This is a genomic window from Capnocytophaga sp. oral taxon 864, assembly GCF_002998835.1.
Taxonomy (GTDB): Bacteria; Bacteroidota; Bacteroidia; order Flavobacteriales; family Flavobacteriaceae; genus Capnocytophaga; species Capnocytophaga ochracea.
Genome location: NZ_CP027232.1, coordinates 46,566 through 70,333 on the forward strand (window position 1 = coordinate 46,566; position 23,768 = coordinate 70,333).

General features: G+C 38.9%; 24 protein-coding genes. 13 read left to right on the plus strand and 11 right to left on the minus strand.

Annotation, left to right across the window (positions count from 1 at the left end):
- Positions 1 to 58: 58 nt before the first annotated feature.
- The 11 genes from yidC to C3V44_RS00255 all read right to left on the minus strand — a co-directional run bounded on the left by yidC (position 59) and on the right by C3V44_RS00255 (position 10,678).
- Positions 59 to 1,924: a membrane protein insertase YidC gene (gene yidC / locus C3V44_RS00205; protein WP_106095128.1), complete on the minus strand. Its 1,866-nt coding sequence runs from the start codon at positions 1,922 to 1,924 to the stop codon at positions 59 to 61.
- Positions 1,925 to 1,945: 21 nt separating this feature from the next.
- The gene (locus C3V44_RS00210; protein WP_009420450.1) at positions 1,946 to 3,565 is read right to left on the minus strand and encodes a CTP synthase; all 1,620 of its coding nucleotides are present in this window, start codon (positions 3,563 to 3,565) and stop codon (positions 1,946 to 1,948) included.
- Between the two features lie 278 nt (positions 3,566 to 3,843).
- A complete protein-coding gene (locus C3V44_RS11970; protein ID WP_164996585.1) occupies positions 3,844 to 4,002 on the minus strand; it encodes a hypothetical protein in 159 nt (52 codons plus the stop codon).
- A gap of 60 nt (positions 4,003 to 4,062) precedes the next feature.
- Positions 4,063 to 5,826 carry a DNA mismatch repair protein gene (locus C3V44_RS00220; RefSeq protein WP_106095130.1) on the minus strand — a complete coding sequence of 588 codons (1,764 nt, stop codon included), beginning with the start codon at positions 5,824 to 5,826 and terminating at the stop codon, positions 4,063 to 4,065.
- Between the two features lie 2 nt (positions 5,827 to 5,828).
- The gene (gene rodA, locus C3V44_RS00225) at positions 5,829 to 7,118 is read right to left on the minus strand and encodes a rod shape-determining protein RodA (protein WP_048746175.1); all 1,290 of its coding nucleotides are present in this window, start codon (positions 7,116 to 7,118) and stop codon (positions 5,829 to 5,831) included.
- A gap of 17 nt (positions 7,119 to 7,135) precedes the next feature.
- A complete protein-coding gene (locus tag C3V44_RS00230; RefSeq protein ID WP_002672980.1) occupies positions 7,136 to 7,378 on the minus strand; it encodes a DUF6327 family protein in 243 nt (80 codons plus the stop codon).
- The gene (locus tag C3V44_RS00235; RefSeq protein WP_009421020.1) at positions 7,365 to 7,733 is read right to left on the minus strand and encodes a phage holin family protein; all 369 of its coding nucleotides are present in this window, start codon (positions 7,731 to 7,733) and stop codon (positions 7,365 to 7,367) included. The genes C3V44_RS00230 and C3V44_RS00235 overlap by 14 nt, the downstream gene beginning before the upstream one ends.
- 6 nt (positions 7,734 to 7,739) lie before the next feature.
- Complete coding sequence (locus tag C3V44_RS00240) at positions 7,740 to 8,066, minus strand: YtxH domain-containing protein (protein WP_106095131.1); 327 nt, start codon at positions 8,064 to 8,066, stop codon at positions 7,740 to 7,742.
- Positions 8,067 to 8,179: 113 nt separating this feature from the next.
- Positions 8,180 to 8,407: a hypothetical protein gene (locus C3V44_RS00245; protein ID WP_002672970.1), complete on the minus strand. Its 228-nt coding sequence runs from the start codon at positions 8,405 to 8,407 to the stop codon at positions 8,180 to 8,182.
- 2 nt (positions 8,408 to 8,409) lie between these two features.
- Entirely contained in the window at positions 8,410 to 9,741 is a 1,332-nt protein-coding gene (locus C3V44_RS00250; protein WP_106095132.1) for an MFS transporter, read from the minus strand.
- Between the two features lies 1 nt (position 9,742).
- Positions 9,743 to 10,678, minus strand: a complete 936-nt coding sequence (locus C3V44_RS00255) for a DUF368 domain-containing protein (RefSeq protein WP_106096598.1) — start codon at positions 10,676 to 10,678, stop codon at positions 9,743 to 9,745.
- A 207-nt stretch (positions 10,679 to 10,885) separates the two neighbouring features.
- Between C3V44_RS00255 and C3V44_RS11975 the strand changes: the two genes are divergently transcribed.
- The 13 genes from C3V44_RS11975 to C3V44_RS00315 all read left to right on the plus strand — a co-directional run bounded on the left by C3V44_RS11975 (position 10,886) and on the right by C3V44_RS00315 (position 23,746).
- Positions 10,886 to 11,029 carry a hypothetical protein gene (locus tag C3V44_RS11975; protein WP_164996591.1) on the plus strand — a complete coding sequence of 48 codons (144 nt, stop codon included), beginning with the start codon at positions 10,886 to 10,888 and terminating at the stop codon, positions 11,027 to 11,029.
- 410 nt (positions 11,030 to 11,439) lie between these two features.
- Complete coding sequence (locus C3V44_RS00260; protein ID WP_009418138.1) at positions 11,440 to 12,498, plus strand: NAD(P)/FAD-dependent oxidoreductase; 1,059 nt, start codon at positions 11,440 to 11,442, stop codon at positions 12,496 to 12,498.
- A gap of 65 nt (positions 12,499 to 12,563) precedes the next feature.
- Positions 12,564 to 12,815 carry a hypothetical protein gene (locus tag C3V44_RS00265; protein WP_002672963.1) on the plus strand — a complete coding sequence of 84 codons (252 nt, stop codon included), beginning with the start codon at positions 12,564 to 12,566 and terminating at the stop codon, positions 12,813 to 12,815.
- The gene (locus tag C3V44_RS00270) at positions 12,805 to 13,158 is read left to right on the plus strand and encodes a toxin (RefSeq protein WP_106095133.1); all 354 of its coding nucleotides are present in this window, start codon (positions 12,805 to 12,807) and stop codon (positions 13,156 to 13,158) included. Before C3V44_RS00265 ends, C3V44_RS00270 begins: the two co-directional genes overlap by 11 nt.
- A 32-nt stretch (positions 13,159 to 13,190) precedes the next feature.
- Positions 13,191 to 14,303 carry an RHS repeat protein gene (locus C3V44_RS00275; protein ID WP_106095134.1) on the plus strand — a complete coding sequence of 371 codons (1,113 nt, stop codon included), beginning with the start codon at positions 13,191 to 13,193 and terminating at the stop codon, positions 14,301 to 14,303.
- A complete protein-coding gene (locus tag C3V44_RS00280) occupies positions 14,304 to 14,639 on the plus strand; it encodes a 2Fe-2S iron-sulfur cluster-binding protein (protein WP_106095135.1) in 336 nt (111 codons plus the stop codon).
- Between the two features lie 84 nt (positions 14,640 to 14,723).
- Positions 14,724 to 17,651, plus strand: coding sequence for a pitrilysin family protein (locus tag C3V44_RS00285; RefSeq protein WP_106095136.1), 2,928 nt, complete (start codon positions 14,724 to 14,726; stop codon positions 17,649 to 17,651).
- A 180-nt stretch (positions 17,652 to 17,831) separates the two neighbouring features.
- Positions 17,832 to 18,464 carry a hypothetical protein gene (locus C3V44_RS00290; protein WP_016479204.1) on the plus strand — a complete coding sequence of 211 codons (633 nt, stop codon included), beginning with the start codon at positions 17,832 to 17,834 and terminating at the stop codon, positions 18,462 to 18,464.
- A 25-nt stretch (positions 18,465 to 18,489) separates the two neighbouring features.
- The gene (locus tag C3V44_RS00295; protein ID WP_009420465.1) at positions 18,490 to 18,792 is read left to right on the plus strand and encodes a transcriptional regulator; all 303 of its coding nucleotides are present in this window, start codon (positions 18,490 to 18,492) and stop codon (positions 18,790 to 18,792) included.
- 138 nt (positions 18,793 to 18,930) lie between these two features.
- On the plus strand, positions 18,931 to 20,280 hold the full coding sequence (gene creD / locus C3V44_RS00300; protein ID WP_016479206.1) for a cell envelope integrity protein CreD: 1,350 nt from the start codon (positions 18,931 to 18,933) through the stop codon (positions 20,278 to 20,280).
- A gap of 269 nt (positions 20,281 to 20,549) precedes the next feature.
- Positions 20,550 to 20,747 carry a hypothetical protein gene (locus C3V44_RS11980; protein ID WP_164996586.1) on the plus strand — a complete coding sequence of 66 codons (198 nt, stop codon included), beginning with the start codon at positions 20,550 to 20,552 and terminating at the stop codon, positions 20,745 to 20,747.
- 395 nt (positions 20,748 to 21,142) lie between these two features.
- On the plus strand, positions 21,143 to 21,499 hold the full coding sequence (locus C3V44_RS00310) for a 4Fe-4S binding protein (protein WP_002672952.1): 357 nt from the start codon (positions 21,143 to 21,145) through the stop codon (positions 21,497 to 21,499).
- Positions 21,500 to 21,742: 243 nt separating this feature from the next.
- A complete protein-coding gene (locus C3V44_RS00315) occupies positions 21,743 to 23,746 on the plus strand; it encodes a hypothetical protein (RefSeq protein WP_106095137.1) in 2,004 nt (667 codons plus the stop codon).
- Positions 23,747 to 23,768: the final 22 nt, after the last annotated feature.

Below are 23,768 nucleotides of genomic sequence, written 5' to 3' on the forward strand. Positions count from 1 at the left end.
TCCATCCCCCTTATGTTAAGGGCTCGGAGTACCTTATAATTATTTTTTAATCCTTCGGTTATCTCTTCTGTTGTGCCTTGCGTTGGGCTTCGGCTTGCTCCATCATCTCACGCATCTTAGCTTGGAATTTACTTTCCTTCTTAGGTTTTTTCTTGTTTTCTTGTATCTGTGCGTGAATCTTCTGCTCGTCTATAATCCAATACTTGATAGCCAACATAATGCCTATGGTCAATAGGTTAGATATAAAGTAGTACAAACTCAGTCCGCTGGCGTAGTTGTTAAAGAAGAACAACATCATCACTGGTGATAAGTAGATGAGGAACTTCATATTAGGCATTCCAGGTTGCTGAGGTTGTGCAGTCTGTGCCATTGTCATCATTGAGTAGATGAAAATAGCGATAGAAGCCAACAATGGAAACAGACTCACGTGACTTCCGTAGAACGGTATAGAGAAAGGAAGTTCAAAAATAGCATCGTATGACGATAGGTCGTGAGCCCATAAAAAACTCTTTTGTCTCAATCCAAATTCGGTAGGGAAGAAGTTAAAGAGTGCCAAGAACACAGGCAACTGTAACAGAGCAGGAATACAACCGCTGAGCGGGTTCACACCTGCTTTGTTGTAGAGCGCCATAGTTTCTTGTTGGCGTTTCATAGGTTCTTCATATTTCTTGTTGATTTCCTCAATCTCAGGGCGCAATACCTTCATCTTAGCCTGTGATACGTACGATTTGTAAACGATAGGCGACAATAATAAACGCACGATAATGGTCATCAAAATAATCACCAATCCTACCGAGAAATAATCAGTGAGGAAGTTGTAAAGCGGAATGAACAACCATTTGTTGAGCCAACCAAAAATACCCCAGCCTAACGGAATGAGCTCAGTAAGTTCATACTTGTCGTTGTACTGTTTGAGCACGTTGTAATCGCTAGGTCCAAAATAGAAGTGCAACGACTCGCTTAGCTCTCCGCTTTTCGCTTGTATAGGCAAAGAAGTGAGGAAGTTCTTGGTGTATTTTACATCTTTCCCTTCGCTCATAGCGATATTGTGAGAAACGAAATCGCCTTTGGCAAACGGGTTGTCAGAAATGAGCACCGATGTAAACAAGTGCTGTTTGTAAGCCACCCAGTTCACTTTCTCTTCTTTTTGCTCGTCATTACCTCCTTGACTCAAGCGGCTAATGCGGTCGCCGTCGTACTGCACCGTCGCTTGCGTATAACGGTTTTCATAGGTGACGCTCTTCTCCATACGGCGTGCCTGTAACTTCCAGTCGATGTTCATAGGCTTAGAAGTATTCACAACACCCGATAAACCTTGTGAGCGCACTGCCACGTCCAACATATAACCCTCTTTTGGTAGAGTGTACACATATTCTAAATAAGCGTTTTCTGAAGTTTTGAGCTTCATCGAAAGCACTTTGTTGCCGTTGTTTTCGCTTAGCGTAGGCTCAAAGTACAAGTCTTTAGAACTTAGGGTTTGGTTCTGAGCAGTAGTAAAACTGAGGTTAAAAGTAGCATTCCAATCTTTAATTAAGTAAACAGGTAAAGAATCATAAGTTTTAAATTCTTTGAGCAAAACCTCCTTGGGTTGTCCGCCTCGGTTGCTGATAGAGAGCTTGATGTCTTTGTTTTCCAATACAGTTACCCCGTCTTTTGCCGACGGTAGAGTAGCCGAATAGGCAAAAGCTCCTAAGCTGGCTTTGTACTTTTCTAAGGCTACCGAATCAGTAGGGATACCTTGGAAGGTAGCGGTATGGGTGTCTTTTTGGGTGTTAGTAGCTTGGTTTGCTTGTTGTTCTTGTTGAGCTTTGCGTTTAGCTAATTCTTCTTCACTTGGTTTATTGTTATTCATAAACCACATCAAAAGTATAAAAATCAAGGTAAAACCTATAATACTCTTTAAATCGAATTTTTTTTCTTCCATATAAGTGTTTTTATCCGTGTTTTAGTTCTTTTTTAGTTTATTGTTTAAGGCTGCCTTCACAAAAGCTACAAATAGCGGATGCGGATTGGCAACGGTGCTCTTGTATTCGGGGTGATACTGTACGCCCACAAACCAAGGGTGATTTGGCAATTCTATCACTTCCACCAAACCCGTATCGGGGTTGATACCAGTGCACTGCAAGCCTGCCTTTTCGAGCTGTTCTTTGTAGTCGTTGTTAAACTCATAGCGGTGGCGGTGTCGTTCCGAAATCTCTTTTTTGCCATAGGCTTCGTATATCTTACTGCCTTTGCTAAGTTCACAAGCCCAAGCCCCAAGGCGCATAGTGCCTCCTTTGTGAGTAATTTCCTTCTGACTTTCCATCAAGCTGATTACCGGATAAGGCGTTTGCTCGTTCATTTCGGTAGAATTAGCGCCTTTAAGTCCAGCTATGTGTCGGGCAAATTCAATGACTGCCATTTGCATTCCAAGACAAATTCCCAAAAACGGAATGCGGTGTTCACGCACGTATTCAATAGCTTTTATCTTGCCTTCAATACCGCGACCGCCAAAACCTGGGGCTACGAGCACAGCGTCCAGATGACCTAATTTGGCTTCTATATTTTCTTCATTGAGGTGTTCTGAGTGAATACTCTCCACATCCACGCGCACTTCGTTCGCCGCTCCAGCGTGTATAAAGGCTTCTAAAATCGACTTATACGCATCTTGTAACTCTACGTATTTGCCTACTAACCCTACTTTTATGCGGTGTTTGGGGTTCTTGTAGCGTTGCAAAAAAGTGTTCCATTGGGTGAGGTCGGGCTCGTTTTTACAAGGGAGGTTCAACTTCTTGAGTGTCACTTTGTCCAACCCTTCTAAAAGCATCATATTAGGTACATCGTAAATAGTAGGCACATCAATAGATTGGATTACTGCCTCTCGCTTCACATTGCAGAAAAGCGCCAGCTTGTATCGAAGCTCGTCCGAAAGTTCGTGTTCGGTACGGCAAACCAGTATATCGGCTTGAATACCGCTTTCCATCAGGGTTTTTACGCTGTGTTGCGTAGGTTTGGTTTTCAGTTCACCTGCCGCAGCAAGGTAAGGTACTAAGGTAAGATGTATCACGATGCCATTGTGCTCTCCTAAGTCCCACAGAAGCTGTCTTACTGATTCTATATAAGGCAACGATTCGATGTCGCCCACCGTACCACCTATTTCGGTAATCACAATGTCGTATTCGCCTGTTTTGCCAAGTATCTGAATGCGTTCCTTAATTTCGTTGGTAATGTGAGGTATTACTTGCACCGTTTTGCCCAAGAACTCACCACGGCGTTCTTTCTCGATAACGCTTTGGTAAACGCGTCCTGTGGTTACATTATTAGCTTGTGAAGTGTGTACGTTTAGGAAGCGTTCATAATGTCCCAAGTCGAGGTCAGTCTCAGCACCGTCTTCGGTCACGAAACATTCGCCGTGTTCATAAGGATTAAGCGTACCAGGGTCTACATTGATGTAAGGGTCAAATTTTTGTATTGTCACCCTATAGCCACGAGCCTGCAAGAGCTTGGCAAGCGAAGCCGCAATGATGCCCTTCCCCAAAGAAGAAGTTACGCCCCCAGTTACAAATATATATTTGGTATTTGCCATTTCTATTTAATTTGGTGCAAAGGTAGTGAATAATTACCAACTAACAATATTTAAAGCCTAAAATGTTAGTTTAAAGGCATAAAAAAAAGAAGAAACTTGCCTTACACGTTCAAGTATTCTTCTACTTAGTACTAACTTAGCTACACTCTTCCTTCGTCTTTTGTTCGTTCTTTGTTCGTTCTTTGTTCGTCTTTTGTTCGTCTTTTGTTCGTTGTAGACCCACTGTAGAGCCACTGTAGACCCACTGTAGAGCCACTGTAGAGCCACTCTTTGTTCGTTTATCCTATAAGCTTCCTATAAGCTAACTGTATCACAATCCCTTCTCCGGTACTTTTCATCTTTTGGAAGAAAATACGGCGTTTTATTCCTTTTAGCAACTCTTTTATTTTCTTCTTCCGATATTTTCCGAACTCCTCCAAGTCACCCAAACTCTTCAAGCCTGTTCACTCACACTTTATTATTAATCATTAATCACTAACCATTAATCATTAATCATTTCAATCTTCAATGATTCCCAATTTCTTCATCAAGAAGGTAGCATTTTTGTTTTGGCAAACGCCCTCTCTTAACTTATAGTCGAAAGTGAGTTCTCCATTGGTGATGTCAGACTCAAAGCATTTATTTTGAAGTTGATGAGGATATTGTTCAGTAAGTTTACACACTTCTATATCGTGAGTAGCCAGCACGCCCAAAGCTTGTAAGGAAAGCAATCGTTCGATAATCTTAATAGTGCCGTACTGTTTGTCTTCTGAATTAGTTCCCCGTAGTACTTCGTCCAAGAGCACAAAGCAACGTTCGTCCTCTAAGGTCTCCATTATCTGCTGTATACGATTGATTTCAGCAAAGAAATACGATTTGCCGTCGTTAAGCGAATCAGCAAGACGCATAGAGACGCGTAAACGCAAAGGGTGTACATTGGCTTTGCGCGCACAAACAGGTAACCCAACAAGGGTAAGCAACATATTAACTCCCAAAGTGCGCAAGAAAGTACTCTTACCCGACATATTAGAGCCCGTAAGCAATACAAAAGCGTGCTTGTCCAACGTAATATCATTGGTAATCCGATGTTCAGAAGGGATAAGCGGGTGTCCTACGGCTTCAAAAGCTATTTCATAATCATTATTGAGGGTAGGATAAACAAATTCAGGGTTGTTATAACTAAAATTAGCAAAACTGCACAACACTTCCGTTTCCCCCACCGACTCTAACCATTCTTCAATACAGCTTGCATATTGCGACTTCCATTGCAAAAGTTGCTGATAACGATGTACGTGATAAAAAGAGAAAAGGTTTAGGGGTATAGAGACTAATATATTACTCACGTTATCCAAATCGTCTAACAATCGGGAAAGTTGAGCTATTTTAGCGCTTGCTTGTTTGTTTTTCTCAGGAAAACGCGCTTCTACTTGTGCAATACACTCCTTAAAAGCATATAACATCGTATAAGTACGCTCAAAACCGAGTTTTTCTTTCGTCATTTTACCAATAAAAGAGAAAAACAGTAGCAAGTTTACAGTGATTAAGAGCTTTCCAACGCTTTTTAGTAGTTCGTTGTCGTTTCCATATCCTATCAAAAGACTTATGATGAGGAATATAGGTAGAACAATGAGAGTATATTGCATTGTTTTGCTCAATAGTTTTGCAGTACTGCTTGCCCAAGTGCGTAGTTTAATGTAAAAATCTTTGCTGTCATCTATTTGTTGAGCATAAGCAGTAAAGGTTTGTCGCCAGCTTAGATCGGGAGTAAGTGCTTTTATCTGTTCTTGTGTGTTGATAATGTCCTCAGAAGAAGGAGAGAGAAGTCGCTTGGCTAAAAGTTTTTTGCCTAAGAAAGTATGCGTACGGTTAAGATAATGATAAAGTGAATGTTCACCTAAAATATCCAAATCGTAAGCATAAGGGTGGTTTTCTTCTTGAAAATCTTTGCCGTTATCGGTGAAGAAAGTATGTTGTTCTAAAAATGCAATTTCCTGCTCATTGAGGCGTATTTTAGTTTGAGCGATACTGCGCAACGCACTTATTTTCTTGTGTTTTACTATCAAAAGAAGAAAAACCACAATAGCAAGCATACAAAATAGCCCCATTACTACTGATGGAGCTTTTATAAGTTTGTATACTGACCAAATAATAAGTAGCATTTCAGCTAATCGGAGGAAGCTAATTTGGTTGTATTGTTTAGTAAGTTTTAGGTATTGTTGGGTTGCCTCTGAAAGTTTTTCTTTATATGAATTTGTTGTCATTCGTAATTTGTCATTCGTCATTATTATCGAATCCAATCGTTCAGTCTGTTAGCATCTAATCGTAAGAAGATAAAAAGCAGAATAGTAAACGCCCAAAGCCCAGAACCTCCATAGCTGAAGAAAGGCAACGGAATCCCAATGGTAGGAATTAAGCTAATCACCATACCGATATTGATACAGAAATGCACAAACAGTATTGATACCACACAATACCCATACACCCTGTTAAACTTAGATTTCTGTCGCTCGGCAAGTACTATAAGTCGCAATAGTAAAAATGAGAAGAGTATGACCACTAAGGCAGTACCCATAAAGCCCCATTCTTCACCTACGGTTGTGAAGATATAGTCGGTATGTTGTTCAGGGATAAAGCTACCTTTGGTACGAGTACCTTCCAAGAAACCTTTCCCAAAAGTACCTCCTGAGGTTATCGCCGATTCAGCCATATTAGTATTATAGGCAAAGTCGCGCTTCATTGCAGCTATCTTCTGAGGGTCAGTTTCAAGACGTAGCCATAAGTTCAAACGATTGCGGTGGTGTTGTTTGAGTACGTTATCGTATACTGGGTGCGTAACAAACGCCGTAAGCAAGCATATAACCGATAAGATAAATATATTTTGAAACGGAATGCGTTTTGTTTTTCTCTTATGCCAAAAGCCGTAAAATCCAATACAAGCTGCACAAGCAAACAGAGTGAAAGTTGTTCCAAACTTTAGTGAGGAAACAAATACTACTCCTGAAAGAAATAGATAGAAGAGTAGGGCAGAGGGCATACCTTCGCGGAAAAGTACAAAAGCTAATGAAAAGAACACTAATAAGCTTCCTACGTCGGGTTGTAATAAGATGAGTACGGCAGGAATACAAATAATTGCAATAGCCCGTAAGAGGTCAGGAGTACGGCGAATATCGGTGTGGATATCGCTCACATAACGCGAAAAGGCAAGAGCCGTAGCTACTTTAGCAAACTCACTGGGTTGTACTGTAACTGAGCCAAAGGCATACCAAGCTTTAGCTCCATTTGTCTCTTTACCAAAAATAAACAGTCCAGCTAATAGTATAATCGAGATGATGTAGAATATTACTGAAAAGTTGATATAAAACCTGCTATCTATGGCTAAGATAAAGATAATAAGCAAGAAACTAAGCCCAATAAAAAGCAACTGCTTTCCATAAAACTGATTGAGGTCGAAGATAGAAGTAACGTTTAAGTCGCTGTAAGTAGTGGAAAAGATAGCTATCCAACCACACATTACCAATAGTAAGTATAGTATTACTGAAGTCCAATCGAGGTTCTTTACAAGGCTATGTCTCATTGTAAGTTATAAGTGGGTTATTTGCGTTTTCTTCTGAAAAGGAAAAACATAGCGTATTCAATAGCTAAGTTTAGCCATCTTCTTTCGTTAAACAAAAAAGAAAGCCACGTGTGAGCAAGTAAGTTTTTAGGAGTTAAACTCTCTGCCACTGCCGATACTTGATTGGTAAGAGATAGTCGGTCTATTTCCTTTTCTAAACGCAGTATTTTAAGGTCGTTATCAATTTCTTCAAAAGAGCTATAGATTTTATTCTTCGTCATCGGGTTCAGCTTTAAAATAGATTTCAGAGAGTTTTTCTAATAGAGGCTTCTCAATAAGTTTTTTGCGGAAAGCCAATATTATTACCGCAATCAACACATAGAAAGCTCCTACAATAGCAAAACCTAAGGCATTGCTACCAAGTGCTTCACCAATAGCATACGCTCCGGCGAAAGACAAAAAGAACAATACCAACAAACTCGCAAAGGATACTATAAAAAAGGTTATAAGTCCGTAAGACGATTTACCTATAAACCTAAAAAGGAATAGTTTATAGTAAGCTATCTGCGAATTGAGAGCGGTACTTGCTTTTGTAGGAACTTCCTCAAAAGTTTCTTTGATAGAGTGGATAGACATATGTGCTTATTTCTGCAATTTAGCGTTAGCTGCTTTTAAGGCGGCTAATTTCTTTTCTAAGAAAGTAATCACGTCTTCGGCTTTATAGCTTGATTTGGAAAGTAGGGTGTCTACTTTTTCTTCCAAAGAACCTTTTAGTTCCGCTGATTTTTCTTTTACATTTTCAGTTAAACGGTCAAGTTGTTCTTTTAGCTTTTCAGCCTTGTCACTTACGGTATCTTTAATCTTTTCGCGGGTGACTTTACCCTTATCAGGAGCAAAGAGAATACCTAAGCCCACTCCAATAGCAACACCTGTTGCCAATCCTAATAATATGTTTCCTGTTTTTGCCATAATATAATAAATTTTAGTTTTACTTATGATTGAAGTTATTAGTAGTTATACTCTAATAAACGCACAAATATACAAAGTATTTTTGAAAGGTGCAAATTTAAAGAAAAAAATAATTACAAATCAAATACAGAGGTGCGTTTAGCAAAGAACAAATCTTTAATTTTCAAAAGTGATGCTAAAAGCAAATATACACCAAACCAAGCTCCTAAGGTGGCAAAGGTACCGTAAATAAAAACAATACGAACGTCTTTAGCACGCATTCCTAACTTCTCGGCTAAACGCGATGATACTGCAAAGCCGTATTTCTCAAGGAAAAACCTAAATTCAGAAAATATCTTCATAATTATTCATTAGCTACACGACTTACTTTTCGCACTTTAAAAAGCAGTAACATTCCTAAAACAAAAAAAACTATTAGTGAAATAGTAGCATTGCGCATATTATTGGTAAATTGGTCTATCATACCATAAACCCCCATTCCTATTACAATACCCAATTTCTCAGTTACATCGTAAAAACTGAAAAAGGAAGTAGTATCTTTAGTTTCGGGTAAGTAAGCAGAATAGGTGGAACGTGATAGCGTTTGTATGCCCCCCATTACAAGCCCTACTAAAATAGCTATTGCATAAAACTCAGTAGGTTTATATACGCAATATGAAAGCAAACAGATGCCTACCCATATAACATTAAGCCCAATGAGCACTGCAATATTACCCCATTTGCGCACTGTTAAAACCGTAAGGTGTGCTCCTAAAATAGCTACTAATTGAATAATGAGTACACTTATAATGAGCCCCATAGTGCTTTCTTCGGAGTTTGCCCATTGTATTTCTTGCTCTCCAAAATAAGTGGCTATCAGCATAACGGTTTGTACACCCATACTGTACACAAAGAAAGCAATAAGATACCACTTCAAACGAGGAGAAGCTGAGAGAAATTGCCATACTTTGCGCAGTTCTTTAAAACCGTTGAAAAGAATGCTTTTGCTGAACTCCCCTCTGCCTTTTTTATAAGAAGGAAGATAATAGAAGGGGATACTACTAAAACCTATCCACCATATTCCTACTGTAATAAACGAGATGCGCATAGTGGTGAGAGTAGTTTCAGCATCAGCAGTAGCAAAGCCTACCCATTGTGGTTTCATTACCATTATGAGGTTAAAAATAAGTAGTAATACACTACCTGTATACCCTAAGCTGTATCCTTTCGCACTTACAGCGTCGTACTGTTCAGGGAGAGCGATATCGGGTAAATAAGAATTATAGAATACGATACTCCCCCAAAAGCCTACTACGCCACAAAAATAGCACAAGAGTCCGAAGTAAATATGTTCTAAGGAAAACCAATATAACCCTACACAAGAGATAGCTCCTAAATAGCAGAAAAAGCGCATAAAGCTCTTTTTATTTCCTAAGTAATCGGCGATACCACTGAGGATAGGGGAGAGTACTACCACTACTGCAAAAGCTAAAGCGGTTACAAAAGCAATCACAGAAGTGCTTTTAATCACCATTCCAAAGAGCTCAATATGGGTGAGCTTTGCAATACGAAATAACAATCCGTAGAAAATAGGGAAGATAGTAGAGACAATGGTGAGAGAATAGACAGAGTTAGCCCAATCGTAAAAAGCCCACGCATTGAGTAGTTTTTTATGTCCTCGTTCTAATGGTTTCATATTAATTTTGAGTGCGTTTTGCGCCTAACTTTTCAATAGAGTAAATCACACAGAAACCTATAATAGCCAATAAGATAGCGGTTAGGATTTGCGGATTGGTATTGGTGATTGTTTTGAAAGCCCAAGGCGATATGCTTTTTTCCCATATCACACTGCCATTAGTAGGGTCTGTTTCGAGAGTTTCTTTCCAAGGCCATACTTTGTTTAGTGACCCAATAATAAAGCCTGTGAGTCCTGCAAAGGTAAGGTTTCGGAATTTAGCAAATAACCATTTTAAGGCTTTTGAAAAGCTAAGAATACCTGTGATAGCCCCAATAGCAAAAACGCCAATCACTTTAAAATTCCAAGAACTAAGCGCATCTAAAACAGTGTGATAAGCCCCCAGAAGTACCAATACAAAAGCTCCTGATATACCTGGGAGTATCATAGCGCAAATGGCTAAGGCACCACAGAAAAAGATAAAGATAATACTTTGGTTACTGCCATTTACCAAAGGAGGAATAACAGTGATAATATAAGCAACAATCCCTCCAACTATCATAGTTAAGACAGCGGCGAGATTCCAACGTTTTATTTCTTTTGTTAGGAAAAAGACACTTGCAATCATTAGTCCGAAGAAGAAAGACCATACCATTATGGGGTGATTTTCTAACAGCCATTTCATACCTTTGGCAAGTGAGAGGATACTGATACCTATCCCTACAAAGAGAGCTACAAAAAAGTTCCCATTGATGTGTTTCCAGAAAGCAACTAACCCTTTTGTAAAAAGGAGTTTGAAGGCTTGTAAGTTTACTTTGCTGATAGAATCGACTAACTCTTCATAAATACCCGAAATGAAGGCAATAGTTCCCCCTGAGACTCCTGGTACTACATCGGCAGCACCCATAGCGAGCCCTTTGAGGGTGATAAAAAAGTAATCTAAAAATGTACGTTTCATAAAGAACGGTTTCTGTTTCAATATTGAACTTAACGGGTGCAAAAGTAATAAAATAATATTCATTGACCAAAAAGATAGATGTTTAAAAATCTTTGTTATCCACTTTGGAAGCAAGGTTAATGGTTAATGATTAATGGTTAGTGGTTAATGGTTAATGGAGAAATTGGGAGAGGATTATATAAAGCTTATAAGATAAACGAACGATGAGTGGCTCTACAGTGGCTCTACAGTGGGTCTACAGTGGGTCTACAGTGGGTCTACAACGAACAAAAGACGAACAATGAACGAACAAAAGACGAACAAAAGACGAACAAAAGACGAACAAAAGACGAACAAATGACGAACAAATGACGAACAAATGACGAACAAATGACAAATTTAAATTAAGGATATAATGGAGGTAAGAAAGAGACTATTGGGAGCTTTCAGCTTTGGTAAAGTCTGAAATTTTGGTAAAGTCCATACTGTGAAAAGAGAGTGTAGCGACGCAAAAACAAAGGTAAGACAGTGTGAGCACACAGGTAGGTGCGAGCCACACGGGCAGTCGTAGCACGACAGGCATATAATGAAAAGACGAACAATGTACGGACAGAGAGACAAAAGATGAACCTTATGGGATAGTATGCAAAAGGTGTATTAAGAAGATGCTGGTAATCAATAGGTATTTGGGTGAATAGAAATACGGGAAATATACTTATTTTGCTGTTTTGCTTTTTGCTTTTCAGTTTTTTTTAGTAATTTTGCACCCAAAATAACAATGAATGAAAGAAACGGATATCATCATTATAGGGGCGGGACCTACGGGATTGTTTGCTGTGTTTGAGGCAGGATTGCTTAGGTTAAAATGTCATTTGATAGATACGCTCCCTCAGGTGGGCGGTCAGCTTACTGAGTTGTACCCCAAGAAGCCTATTTTTGATATACCAGGATACCCGAGTGTAGGGGCTTCGGAATTAGTGGATAATTTAATGGAGCAAATTAAGCAGTTTCAGCCTGAATTTACGCTTGGTGAAACAGCGATGACTCTTACTAAAAATGATGATGATACTTTTGTGGTTACTACTGATAAAGGCACCCAAATTAAAGGGAAAGCTGTAGCTATTGCAGGAGGATTAGGTACTTTTGAACCTCGCAAGCCTGAACTGCCGAACCTTGAACAATACGAAGATAGGGGAGTGGCTTACTTTGTGAAACACCCCGAGAGTTACGCAGGCAAACACGTGGTGATAGCCGGAGGAGGCGATTCTGCACTCGATTGGAGTATTTACTTAGCCGAGAAAGTAGCAACGGCTTCGGTTACCTTAGTGCACCGACGTAATGAGTTTCGCGGGGCATTGGATTCGGTTGAGAAAGTGAGAGCCCTCAAAGAGGCGGGGAAAATCAACTTAAAAACGCCTTATGAGGTAGTGGGACTAGGTGGAGAAAAGCATTTGGAATCGGTAGTATTGGAGCAGGAAGGAGGCGAAAGAGAAACTCTTGTAGCTGATGCTTTTATACCTTTGTTTGGACTTACTCCTAAATTAGGACCTATTGCTACGTGGGGCGTGGAGATTGAAAGAAATGCTGTGAAGGTGAACAATGCCTTAGACTATCAAACTTGTATAGAGGGAGTATACGCTATAGGCGACGTGAATACTTACCCAGGAAAACTGAAACTAATACTTTGTGGCTTTCACGAAGCGACCTTAATGTGCCAAAGTGTGTACAACCGCATTTACCCTAATAAAAAATACGTGTTAAAATACACTACGGTAGTGGGAATAGACGGTTTTGACGGGTCTCGCAAAGAGGCTGAAAAGGCGGTGGTGAAAGCGATTTAGATGAGGTAAGAGATAAGAGGTAAAAGGTAAAAGAAATAAAAAAACTAATGATTAAATAAAAGGATATGCCCATAACACTAACTATTAATGAGACGAGTGCTTCAGCATTGGCTTTTGTGGAATATGCTAAAAAACTTAGTTTTGTACAGTATACAGAAACAAATGATGATGATGCGTTGCCTAAAACTAAACGTTCGCTTACACCTAAAGAACAAAAATTCAAGAAGATGCTTTTGCAAGGAATGAAAGAAGTGAAAGCGGTAAGAGAAGGGAAAATGAAAGCGCGTGATTTAGATGAAGTCCTCAATGAATTGTAAATTTTTATCAGTTGCTACTTTTGATAGAGAACTTAAAAGGTTGAGCAAAAAGTATAAGAGTCTGAAGAAAGATATAGAAAATCTTAAAGCAGAGATAGAGATAAATCCTCTTTTAGGAACAGATTTAGGAGAAGGATATAAGAAGATACGCCTTGAAATAGCTTCCAAAAATAAGGGGAAAAGAGGAGGAGGGCGTGTTATCACCCACGAAGTTCTCGTGAATGTAAACGAGGAAGATGAAACAAGAAATATTCTTTTTGCTGTTATTTATGACAAAAGTGAATATGATACAGTGGATATGGATATCGTAAAGGAAATTGTTCAAGAATACTATTCGGAATAATTGCTTCTAAAATACTAATAACTAAATATAAAATGAAGAGCATAAACGTACTATTAACAAGTGTCTTATTGGCAGGTGGTGTTTCGCTACACGCCCAGATAGATACTTTGGGTAGTAAATCCCTACAACTGAAAGGGAAAGTAAAGAAAGTAGAGGATTATTCATTTCTTCTGGAAGCGAGTCCGAAAGGTACTAAAATCTTTGATGGAAATACTTATAATGTTTTTTCTTATTCCGAAGAATGGAAGGTGGAAAAAGACGAAAACAAGTATTCTAAAACTAATATATCTTATCTGTTTGACAACGGAGGGCGCAATCTTGAAATTAAAACCTATAATGCTGAAAATCGACCTTTTGGAGGAATGCGCTTCTTCTATGACAGGAAGGGAAAAATCAATAAAAGTCAGTCGGTGTTTACCTTGGGAGACGGAGAACTGACGGTGAACCGACAGTATTTTTACAATGAGAAGAATCAGTTGGTAAAGATTGATGAGAATGATGGGATGACCAATGAGTGGCTTATCACTATCACGTATAAATACGACGATTTAGGTAACTGCATTGAGAAGAATAAGGTAGCTAGTGTATCGGCATTGGAGAAAGATATTCAGCGATATGAGCAGAAGAACCTTGTATTGGAACAGAAAATACGTCCGGAGTACACCAAAGAGAAGTCGTATAAATACAACAATATGAACAAGGTGAGCGAGACAGAGGAAAAAGTGCTCAACAAGAATGTGTTTTTAAAAACAGAGAACCAATACGACAAGGATAAGAATTTAACCAAAGCGACGTATATTAACCAAGCAGGACAAGAGACCGTATGCCAGCACAAATACAACAAAGCAGGGCAACTCATACAGACCATTTGTACGGCTAATGATGACCCTAACTTTTACGTAGAGACGAATTATATGTTTAACAAATTTGGAGAGACGCAGATTATTAAAACACGGAAAGGGGTAGCCTCGACCAAAGTGTATGATGAGCACAATTTGCTTACTGCTTATACTACTCCTGATTTCAATTATAGATACCGTTATACTTTTGATAAAATGGGTAACTGGACACAGATTATAATGTTTGAGAACGACAAGCCCGTTTGCGCTCGCGTTCGCAGAATAGAGTACTTCCCCGCAAAATAAATGAACGAGATACATCTTAAAATAACCGATCGCGAGGGGCTTCTATACGAAATAGAAGCCCCTACTGATATGAATATGAACCTTATGGAGGTAATGCGTGCTTATGAAATTGCCCAAAATGGCGAGATAGGCATCTGTGGTGGTATGGCAATGTGCGCCTCTTGCCAGTGTTATATTCAGAATGCAGAAGAGGTGTCGCTTCCTGAGATGTCAGCAGAAGAAGAAGCAATGCTTTCGGAGGCTTTTTACGTGAAACCTAATAGTAGATTAGGTTGCCAAATTCCGATTACACCTGAAATAGATGGTTTGGAAGTGGTATTAGCACCATTTGCATAAGAAAGATAAAAAATATCGAGAAGTATTTTGTAGTTGAACATTAAATTACTACTTTTGCACAGTTTAAATATTAATTCGCCAAATATGTTAAAAAGGAATCTATTCTTATGGCTCTTTACAGTAGCTATAACATTCGGTGCTTCCGCTCAAAACTATGAGTGGAAAGAAGCTCAAGGAGGTGGTTACACTTATAAATATGTAACACACGACCCCACCAATGCAAGGTTTTATACCTTGAAAAACGGACTTACAGTTATTTTGAGTCCTATGAATAAAGAACCTCGCATTCAGTGCTATGTAGCTGTGAAAGCAGGTAGTAAAACCGACCCTGCAACGAATACAGGGCTTGCACATTATTTAGAGCATTTGCTCTTTAAGGGAACTGATAAATACGGTTCACTTGATTGGGCTAAGGAAAAAGTAGAACTCGACAAAATCGACGCCCTCTACGAAGAGTACAATCACACCAAAGACCCTGCTAAACGCAAAGCTATCTATAAACTGATAGATTCGGTTTCAGGAGTAGCTAGTAAGTATGCTATCGCCAATGAGTACGATAAGATGATGACTGCTATGGGTGCACAAGGTACCAATGCTTTTACTTCGTTTGAAAAAACAGTGTATACTGACGATGTACCTGCTAATGCTATCAATAAGTACATTACTGTACAAGCTGAACGCTTCCGCAACCCTGTATTGCGTATCTTTCATACTGAATTGGAAGCTGTATACGAAGAGAAAAACCGCTCTTTGGATAGCGATAATAGCGAGGTGTTTGAAACTCTCTTCTCTGAGCTATTCAAAAAGCACAATTATGGCTTGCAAACCACTATCGGTACAGTAGAGCATTTGAAAAATCCTTCACTGAAAGAAATTCGCAAATACTTCCATACCTATTACGTGCCCAACAATATGGCAGTAATATTGGCAGGAGATTTTAATCCTGATACTGTTATCGCTCAAATTGATAAGGCATTTAGCTATATGCAACCCAAAGCAGTGCCTCAATATACTTTTGAGAAAGAAGCTCCTATTACAGCACCTATCATTAAGAAGGTAGTAGGACCCGATGCCGAAAGCGTTTCGATGGCATTCCGCTTGCCTGGTAACCAAGATAAAGATGCTCTCTTAGCCGATTTAGTAGGGGAAATTCTTACTAATGGTAAAGCAGGTCTTATTGACTTGAACCTTGTAAAAAAACAAAAACTCCTTGGGGCAAGTGCCTTTGCTTATACGCTTATAGACTATGGCGTATTATACCTCTCTGGAAGACCTCTACAAGGACAGTCGTTAGAACAAGTAAAAGACCTTATGTTGGGGGAAATAGAAAACCTCAAAAAAGGTAACTTTGATGATGATCTTATTCCTTCTATCATCAACAACTTGAAAAAGCAAACCATTCAAGCGACTGAGTCTTATGGCAACCGCGCTAATATGCTAATGTCAGCTTTTACTGATAACTTAGACTGGAAAGACCAAGTAGCGTATGTGAACAACCTTTCTAAACTCACCAAAGCTGATATCGTAGCTTTTGCCAATAAATACCTCGTCAATAACTACGTAGCTGTGTATAAAGAGAAAGGAACTCGCCCTAATGTAGAGAAGATTGAAAAACCGGCTATTACTCCCGTTGAAACCAATGCTGATAAACAATCAGCTTTTGTGAAAATGGTGAACGAGATGCCAAGTACTCCTGTAAAGCCTGTTTTCTTAGATTATAATAAAGACCTACAAAAAGGAAAATTAGGCAAAGCAGAAATACTTTACGTGCAAAACAAAGACAATGAATTGTATCGTCTTACTTTCCGTTATAAAGTAGGTACTCTTAATGATTTGAAATTGGCAATGGCTGCTAATTATAGTCAGTTTTTGGGTACTGATAAAAAATCAGCTGAACAGCTTACCAAAGAATTCTATAAAATAGCTTCAAGCTTTAGAATCTCAAACAGTGACGAGTACACTACTGTAAATATAGAAGGTTTACAAGAAAACTTTGAAGCAGCTGTGAAACTTTACGAAGACTTTATTGCCAATATTAAAGTAGATGAAGAAGCGCTTAAAGCCTTGAAAGCGCGTGTAGTTAAATCGCGTATAGATGCCAAAGCTAATAGAAATGCTATTATGCAAGCTTTAACAAACTATGCAATGTATGGGGCTAAAAACAAATATAACTACACCTTCTCTGATGCCGAAATTGAGGCTATTACAGGGAAAGAGTTGGTAGATAAACTCAAAAACCTAAACAATGTAGAGCAAACTGTTATTTATTATGGACCTACTACCCTTTCAGAACTTACTAATAAACTAAAAACTTTGCATAAAGTGCCTGCTAAGTTTGCTAAGGTAGCTCCTAAAAAAGAGTTTAAACAAGAAGAGCAAACTAAAAACCAAGTACTCTTTGCCGATTATGAAATGGTACAAGCTGAAACCCGTTGGATACGCAATACCGTTCCTTTCAATCCAGCTGAAAGTACTGTAATTAGTGCGTTCAACAACTACTTCGGTGGCGGTATGGGCTCTTTGGTATTCCAAACCATTCGCGAAAGTAAAGCTTTGGCATATAGCACTTATGGTTTCTACGCTTCCCCAAGAAAAAAAGCTGATAAATACTATATGCTTGCCTATGTAGGTTCACAAGCTGATAAGTTTAAAGAAGCCGTTGAAGCAATGAATGAACTGCTCAATACAATGCCTGAATTGCCTGTTAATCTCCAATTAGCTAAACTACAAATCAAGCAAGAAATAGAAACCGAGCGCATTACACAAGACGGTATTATTTATAGCTATTTAGCCGCACAAGAATTGGGTCTTAAAGACGATATACGCAAGCAAGTATATCAAAATGTAGATGGTATTACAATGAAAGATATCAAAGCTTTCCACGACAAATACCTCTCTAAAAAACCTTATACTTATGTGATTTTAGCTTCAGAAAAGAAACTCTCAAAAGATGACCTCCAAAAAATAGGAGACTTTAAGAAGCTTTCATTAGAGGAGCTCTTCGGATATTAGAATAAGAAATTATTTTTTATTTCTCATAATCAGTGTTAAAGTCGTACGACTTTAACACTGATTATTTATATATAATACACTCATTTACAATACTCATCTAAAATATTTTAAAGATTTGTGATAAAAATATTTGGTAGTTATTATTATTATCCGTTACTTTGCGCCACAAAGTGCTTCATTATGGAAGAGAATAAATACTTAAACGACCTACACGAGATACGCCAGATGATGCGTAAGTCTACCCTTTTTCTTTCGCTTAGCGGACTTTCGGGGGTATTGGCAGGTGTGTATGCCCTGATAGGTGCGGCAGGGGTATATATGTTGTTGGAACATCATTACATCTATTATCCTTATGTGCTTATAGAAAGTCGTACCTTTAAGGCTATTATGGCAATTGCATTAGCGGTGCTTGTAGCCTCATTGGTGACGGCTTACTTGTTTTCGGCACGTAAGGCGAAGCGCAATGGAGAAAGCCTTGTGAATGCTACCGGCAAAAGGGCTTTGTATAACTTTGCTATTCCGCTACTTACGGGTGGGCTACTCAGTGTATTGCTCATCAAAAATGGGTACTACGGACTGCTTGCGCCAATGACGCTTATTTTCTACGGTTTGGCGTGTGTGAATGTGAGTAAATACACCTTTGGAGATGTACATTATTTGGGAATTACCGAGATTGTGTTAGGCTTATTAGCGGTATATTTTCCTGGTTACGGACTCTTGTTTTGGACATTGGGCTTTGGAGTATGCCATATTCTCTATGGTGGCGTAATGCACTTTAAATACGAACGCAATAAAGGAAAAGACCAACAGTGACATAAGTCGGGACGGATAAAGAAAATTGAAGACTTTTTTAGCACATATCAATAAGGCTTTTGACCACCGCATTCGCTTAGCCATAATGTCGGTGTTGATGGTGAATGACAGTGCCGACTTTAATACCCTAAAGGAACTCTTAGGGGTAACCGATGGCAATCTGGCAAGCCATACCCGTGCCTTGGAAGCTGAAGAGTATATCACTATTGAAAAATCGTTTGTGGGACGTAAGACCAATACGAGTTATAAGGTAACTAAAAAGGGAAAAGAGGCGTTTCAAGAACATTTGAATGCACTCGAGAAGATTATTGGGAAATTAGGAAATTAGCAGATTTGTCGATTTGCCCCCGAACCCGCGAAGGAGGACAATCCGTAAAGGAGAAACATTAACTCCTTTCTTTTTTATAGAGATACTTTGAAACGCAAAGTGCTTTAGTGTGAATTATTAATTGTAAATTTAAATATTATGTATCCAGAAAAACCATCAACAACATCTAATGTATGGCAATCAAACACTTTTCGTTTGGTGCTTATTGGGGCACTTACTTTGGTATTGCTCATTCCGCTCTTATTAGTACAAAACTTAGTGAGAGAGCGCAAAGAACGTCAGCAGGAGGTTATCAATGAGATTGATAGCAAGTGGGGGCGCGAGGTCTTTTTCTATGGACCTATCCTCAAAATTCCTTACAAAGTGTACAGCGACAAGAACAAAAACGCTTTTGAGACACAGTACGCTTATTTCTTCCCCGAGGAACTAAAAAATACTTCGAATGTAAAGACTGAGGTGAAGAAGCGCAACAACTACGAATCAGTAGTATTTAATGCGTCTATGGACTTTACGGGTAGTTATGTGGCGCCTAATTTTATAGCCAAAGGAATTCCTAACGAAGATATCAGTTGGGATAAGGCTACGATTCTCATTCGCACTACTAACCTCGCGAGTATTAAGAATGGAGTAAGCATTCAATTAGGTGGCAAGGATTACGCTTTTGAACCTATCTATGAGCAAAAAGACGACGAGGATTATTACTATGAGAATGATAGTAAGGCTAATGAGGTGGCATCGCTCGAAACAGGCTTTATCAACTATCAGGAGTTTTTGGCTAACCCTTCGTTTAGTTTTACGGTGCAGTACGACGGTAGTAAGAAAATAGCTATTGTGCCCATAGGGAAGACTACCGAGAGTACCCTTACCTCTAACTGGGCTAACCCTAGCTTTACAGGTAGCTTTTTGCCTTACACCAAACAGATAAACGGCAATGGGTTTAACGCTTCGTGGAAGGTATTGCACATCAACCGTCCGTTTGCACAACAATCGTTTGGGAGTTTACCGAACATTTCGCAATACACTTACGATGTAGATTTTATCATTCCTGTAGACCAATATCAGCAGAATGAACGCGCTACTAAATACGGTTATTTGGTGATATTCCTCACTTTCTTGATATTCTTCTTGATACAAAGCATTAGCAAGATAAAGATTCACATCTTCCAATACTCAATGATAGGGTTGGCATTGGTGTTGTTCTATACTTTGCTCATATCGATTACAGAACACAGTAGCTTCTCGTTTGCTTACTTTATATCATCGGTAATGACGGTAGGACTTATCAGTTTGTATTCGGTTTCTATACTGAAAAACAAGAAGTTCCCTACTTTTATAGGACTTTCATTAGCAGCACTCTACGGTTTTATTTACGTGATTATTCAGCTGGAAAGTTATGCTTTATTAGTGGGAAGTATAGGTTTATTTACCATTTTGGCTATTGTGATGTACGTGTCGCGGAAAGTGGAATGGTCGGATTCAGGTAAATAGGTAAAAGATAAAAGGTAAAAGATAAAAGATAAAAGATAAAAGGTAAAAGATAAAAGGTAAAAGATAAAAGGTAAAAGATAAAAGGTAAAAGGTAAAAAGGTAAAAGGTAAAAAGGTAAAAGGTAAAAAGGTAAAAAGGACTGTTAGAGAATATCTGGCAGTCTTTTTTTATACCATAATGCCAAAAATGCCAATAATACCAAGTTAATGACGGTGTGAGTCACACAAGCAGGTGTGAGCCACACGGGCAGGTGCGAGCCACACGGGCAGGTGCGAGCCGCACAGGCAGTCGTAGCACGACAGGCAGATAGAGAAAAGACGGTGCGAGCCACACAGGCAGTCGTAGCACGACAAGCAGATAAAGAAAAGACAGTGCGAGCCACACAGGCATATAAACAAAGAACAAACAAAGAACGAACAAAGAACGAACAAAGAACGAACAAAGAACGAACAAAGAACGAACAATGAACGAACAATGAACGAACAATGAACGAACAATGAACGAACAATGAACGAACAATGAACGAACAAAAGACGAACAAAAGACGAACAATGAACGAACAATGAACGAACAATGAACGAACAATGAACGAACAATGAACGAACAATGAACGAACAATGAACGAACAAAGAACGAACAAAGAACGAACAATGAACGAACAATGAACGAACAATGAACGAACAATGAACGAACAATGAACGAAGGAAAGGTGGAGAAATGATGAAGGATAAGACTTGCAAAATAGTAGAAAAAGTGGAGTTTGTAGAAGGTGATTATGGGTAGTTGTTGAATAATAGAAATAAAAGTATTATCTTTGCACCCTTTTTAACTGATAATTCATAACTAAAAACATAAAACTCAAGTGGCTATAATAATAACTGACGATTGTATCAATTGCGGGGCTTGCGAACCCGAATGTCCTAACAATGCTATTTATGAAGGTGCTGACGATTGGCGTTATAGCGATGGTACGACCTTAAAGGGACGTGTGGTATTACCGAGCGGATTGGAAGTAGACGCGGACGAGCCCCAGAAAGCTATCAGTGATGATATTTACTTTATCGTGGCGGACAAGTGTACTGAATGCATTGGTTTTCACGATGAACCCCAATGTGCTGCTGTATGTCCTGTGGATTGTTGTGTGCCCGATGATGCCTACCAAGAAACAGAAGAAGAACTTTTGGCTAAAAAACGCTTTATTCACGACGAAGAAGCATAGTTTTACAAAAAAAGTAGTATATTTGTCCCCATACTTTTAAAAAAGAGTATCTATGAAAAAAGAAGTAACAGATGTTGACGGCTAAATTAGTAAAATGCGAACTTGCGGGGGAAAAAGTAGATTGACAAAAGAAATATGCCGATTATATACATAAGTTTTTTTGGTTAAATGGTAAAAAAGTAGTACTTTTGCAACCACTTAAAAACTTTTATAACTCTTAATTTTAAACTCTAAACTAAAAAAGTGCAAACAGAAGAAAAAGAATTGTACCGTTTTGTAGAAGCGGGAGATTGGGCAAATTCCCTTTCAGATAGTGAAATGGAAAAACTTTTAGTAGAGACTGACTTCTCTCGTGAACAAACCGACGAGGGGCGTGACTACTGCTATTTCTTACATAAATACAGCAAAATAGACGATAATAGTACTTCTGACTATACGTTGATGGCTTATACCCTTACCCAACCCGAAAACTTGGAACGCGCTTCGATGTATGATATGATACTCGAAGAAAATGAGTATTTCAGTATACACCGCATCAGTGTGTATCGCAACGGTCAGCTAATTGACAAAACAGCTGATACTACTATAAAAGTATTGGACAACGAAGGACAAAGCGGTCGTGGTATTATCAGCAGTTCTAAAAAACTGAACTTCTCAATCAAAGACCTTCACTTAGACGATATTCTCATTTTGGAAGATACCAAAGAAAAGGTATTTACTGAGAAAGAGTTCTTGCGTCGGGACTTTATGAAATACGTATATGTAACCCCTGATACTTACTGGGCGTACGGTAAATATCACTTCAAGCTCATCAACAATCGCGACAAACGCGTGGCTTATAAAGATGTGTTTTTCCGCGACGAGCAGGGTAACGTAATCCCAAGTCAGGTGAAATACTTAGCACAAGGAGAAGCATTTGAGATAGTACAAGAAAACTACATCAACCCAGTAGACCCTAACCGCGAAATCTTCCCTTTTATAGACTTCGCTACTGATAGTACTTGGAAAGAACTTTCTAACTATATCTATCCGCTTTACGAAGAGGTGTTCAAAGCACAACCCGCTGATTTTGCCCCCGATTTGGTGGAGAAACTCAACGGTATGGCTACCCTCGACGAGAAATTGCAATACGCTATAGAGTTCGTGCAAAACAACATCTACTACGTGTACAACGCCGATGAGATGAACGGACACAAACCGCAAGCACCTGCACTTACTTACCAAAATAAGCAAGGTGATTGTAAAGCGAAATGCGTATTGTTGAAATCTATCCTCAACTATCTCGGTGTAGAGGCTTCAGTGATATTGGTGAACTACAATTCTGATTATTACTTGCAATTCTATCTCCCTTCGTTGCTTTCGTTCAATCACGTAGTGGTGAAAATCAATTACGAAGGTAAAGAGTACTTTGTAGATGCAACTGCTCGTAATGAGTTTGGTAAATTGGAGAAACGCGCAGTGATTTCTTTTTGTCACTTTATGGAGATATTGCCTAACCAAGAGTTACAAGTGCGCAAACCTACCTATTTCGACAATTTTTGTATAGATGAGCACATCACCTTAGAAGCCAAAGGCAATACGGGCAAAATACAACTGCTTACTACTTATCGTTACAATCGTGCAAACTCTATGCGAGCTTACTTCAAGTCGAGCAACAAAAACGAACGTTTGGACAGCTGGAACAACTCCTTGTTCTATGCGCTCAACTATGTGAACGACCGCAAAGGCAAAGATTTCCGCGAGATTTTCAAAGATGCTACCTTGCAAATAGTGAAGGACGATAAGGTGGAAAATGAATTTGTAGTGAAGTACGAAGCAACTATTGAACAGCCTTATTTTATAGACAATGAAGGTCGTCGTTTCTTGATGTACTACGATGGTAGTGTGTTGAAAAACAGCATTCGTGAACACCAGCACAGCGATGCAAGCTTTTGGCATAACTTCGATAGCGAGCGTTACGAAATAGAACTCAAAACCGATGAGAATATCGATACTAAGGAAAAATACACCGTACAAGAGTGCGATATCAAAAACGAGTATTTCACCCATAAAACCCAAAAGTTTATCACTAAAAACTCTGGTAAGGTGATTGTGGAGTACAATCCGCTCACGAATATTGAATTGCCATTAGATAAATTGGAACCTATTCGCGAAGATTACCACACTATGGCTGATAGCAACTTCGGTATCGGTATCGATGTAGTAGAAAAAGGATTCTTAAATTCCTTAAAACGACTTTTTAAATAAGGAAATTTACATACAACTTTGC

What these genes read in the sequence shown, in the direction of transcription:
- yidC (WP_106095128.1), bottom strand. Translation starts at nt 1,924, where the DNA reads ATGGAAGAAAAAAAATTCGATTTAAAGAGTATTATAGGTTTTACCTTG.
- C3V44_RS00210 (WP_009420450.1), bottom strand. Translation starts at nt 3,565, where the DNA reads ATGGCAAATACCAAATATATATTTGTAACTGGGGGCGTAACTTCTTCT.
- C3V44_RS00220 (WP_106095130.1), bottom strand. Translation starts at nt 5,826, where the DNA reads ATGACGAATGACAAATTACGAATGACAACAAATTCATATAAAGAAAAA.
- rodA (WP_048746175.1), bottom strand. Translation starts at nt 7,118, where the DNA reads ATGAGACATAGCCTTGTAAAGAACCTCGATTGGACTTCAGTAATACTA.
- C3V44_RS00230 (WP_002672980.1), bottom strand. Translation starts at nt 7,378, where the DNA reads ATGACGAAGAATAAAATCTATAGCTCTTTTGAAGAAATTGATAACGAC.
- C3V44_RS00235 (WP_009421020.1), bottom strand. Translation starts at nt 7,733, where the DNA reads ATGTCTATCCACTCTATCAAAGAAACTTTTGAGGAAGTTCCTACAAAA.
- C3V44_RS00240 (WP_106095131.1), bottom strand. Translation starts at nt 8,066, where the DNA reads ATGGCAAAAACAGGAAACATATTATTAGGATTGGCAACAGGTGTTGCT.
- C3V44_RS00245 (WP_002672970.1), bottom strand. Translation starts at nt 8,407, where the DNA reads ATGAAGATATTTTCTGAATTTAGGTTTTTCCTTGAGAAATACGGCTTT.
- C3V44_RS00250 (WP_106095132.1), bottom strand. Translation starts at nt 9,741, where the DNA reads ATGAAACCATTAGAACGAGGACATAAAAAACTACTCAATGCGTGGGCT.
- C3V44_RS00255 (WP_106096598.1), bottom strand. Translation starts at nt 10,678, where the DNA reads ATGAAACGTACATTTTTAGATTACTTTTTTATCACCCTCAAAGGGCTC.
- C3V44_RS00260 (WP_009418138.1), top strand. Translation starts at nt 11,440, where the DNA reads ATGAAAGAAACGGATATCATCATTATAGGGGCGGGACCTACGGGATTG.
- C3V44_RS00265 (WP_002672963.1), top strand. Translation starts at nt 12,564, where the DNA reads ATGCCCATAACACTAACTATTAATGAGACGAGTGCTTCAGCATTGGCT.
- C3V44_RS00270 (WP_106095133.1), top strand. Translation starts at nt 12,805, where the DNA reads ATGAATTGTAAATTTTTATCAGTTGCTACTTTTGATAGAGAACTTAAA.
- C3V44_RS00275 (WP_106095134.1), top strand. Translation starts at nt 13,191, where the DNA reads ATGAAGAGCATAAACGTACTATTAACAAGTGTCTTATTGGCAGGTGGT.
- C3V44_RS00280 (WP_106095135.1), top strand. Translation starts at nt 14,304, where the DNA reads ATGAACGAGATACATCTTAAAATAACCGATCGCGAGGGGCTTCTATAC.
- C3V44_RS00285 (WP_106095136.1), top strand. Translation starts at nt 14,724, where the DNA reads ATGTTAAAAAGGAATCTATTCTTATGGCTCTTTACAGTAGCTATAACA.
- C3V44_RS00290 (WP_016479204.1), top strand. Translation starts at nt 17,832, where the DNA reads ATGGAAGAGAATAAATACTTAAACGACCTACACGAGATACGCCAGATG.
- creD (WP_016479206.1), top strand. Translation starts at nt 18,931, where the DNA reads ATGTATCCAGAAAAACCATCAACAACATCTAATGTATGGCAATCAAAC.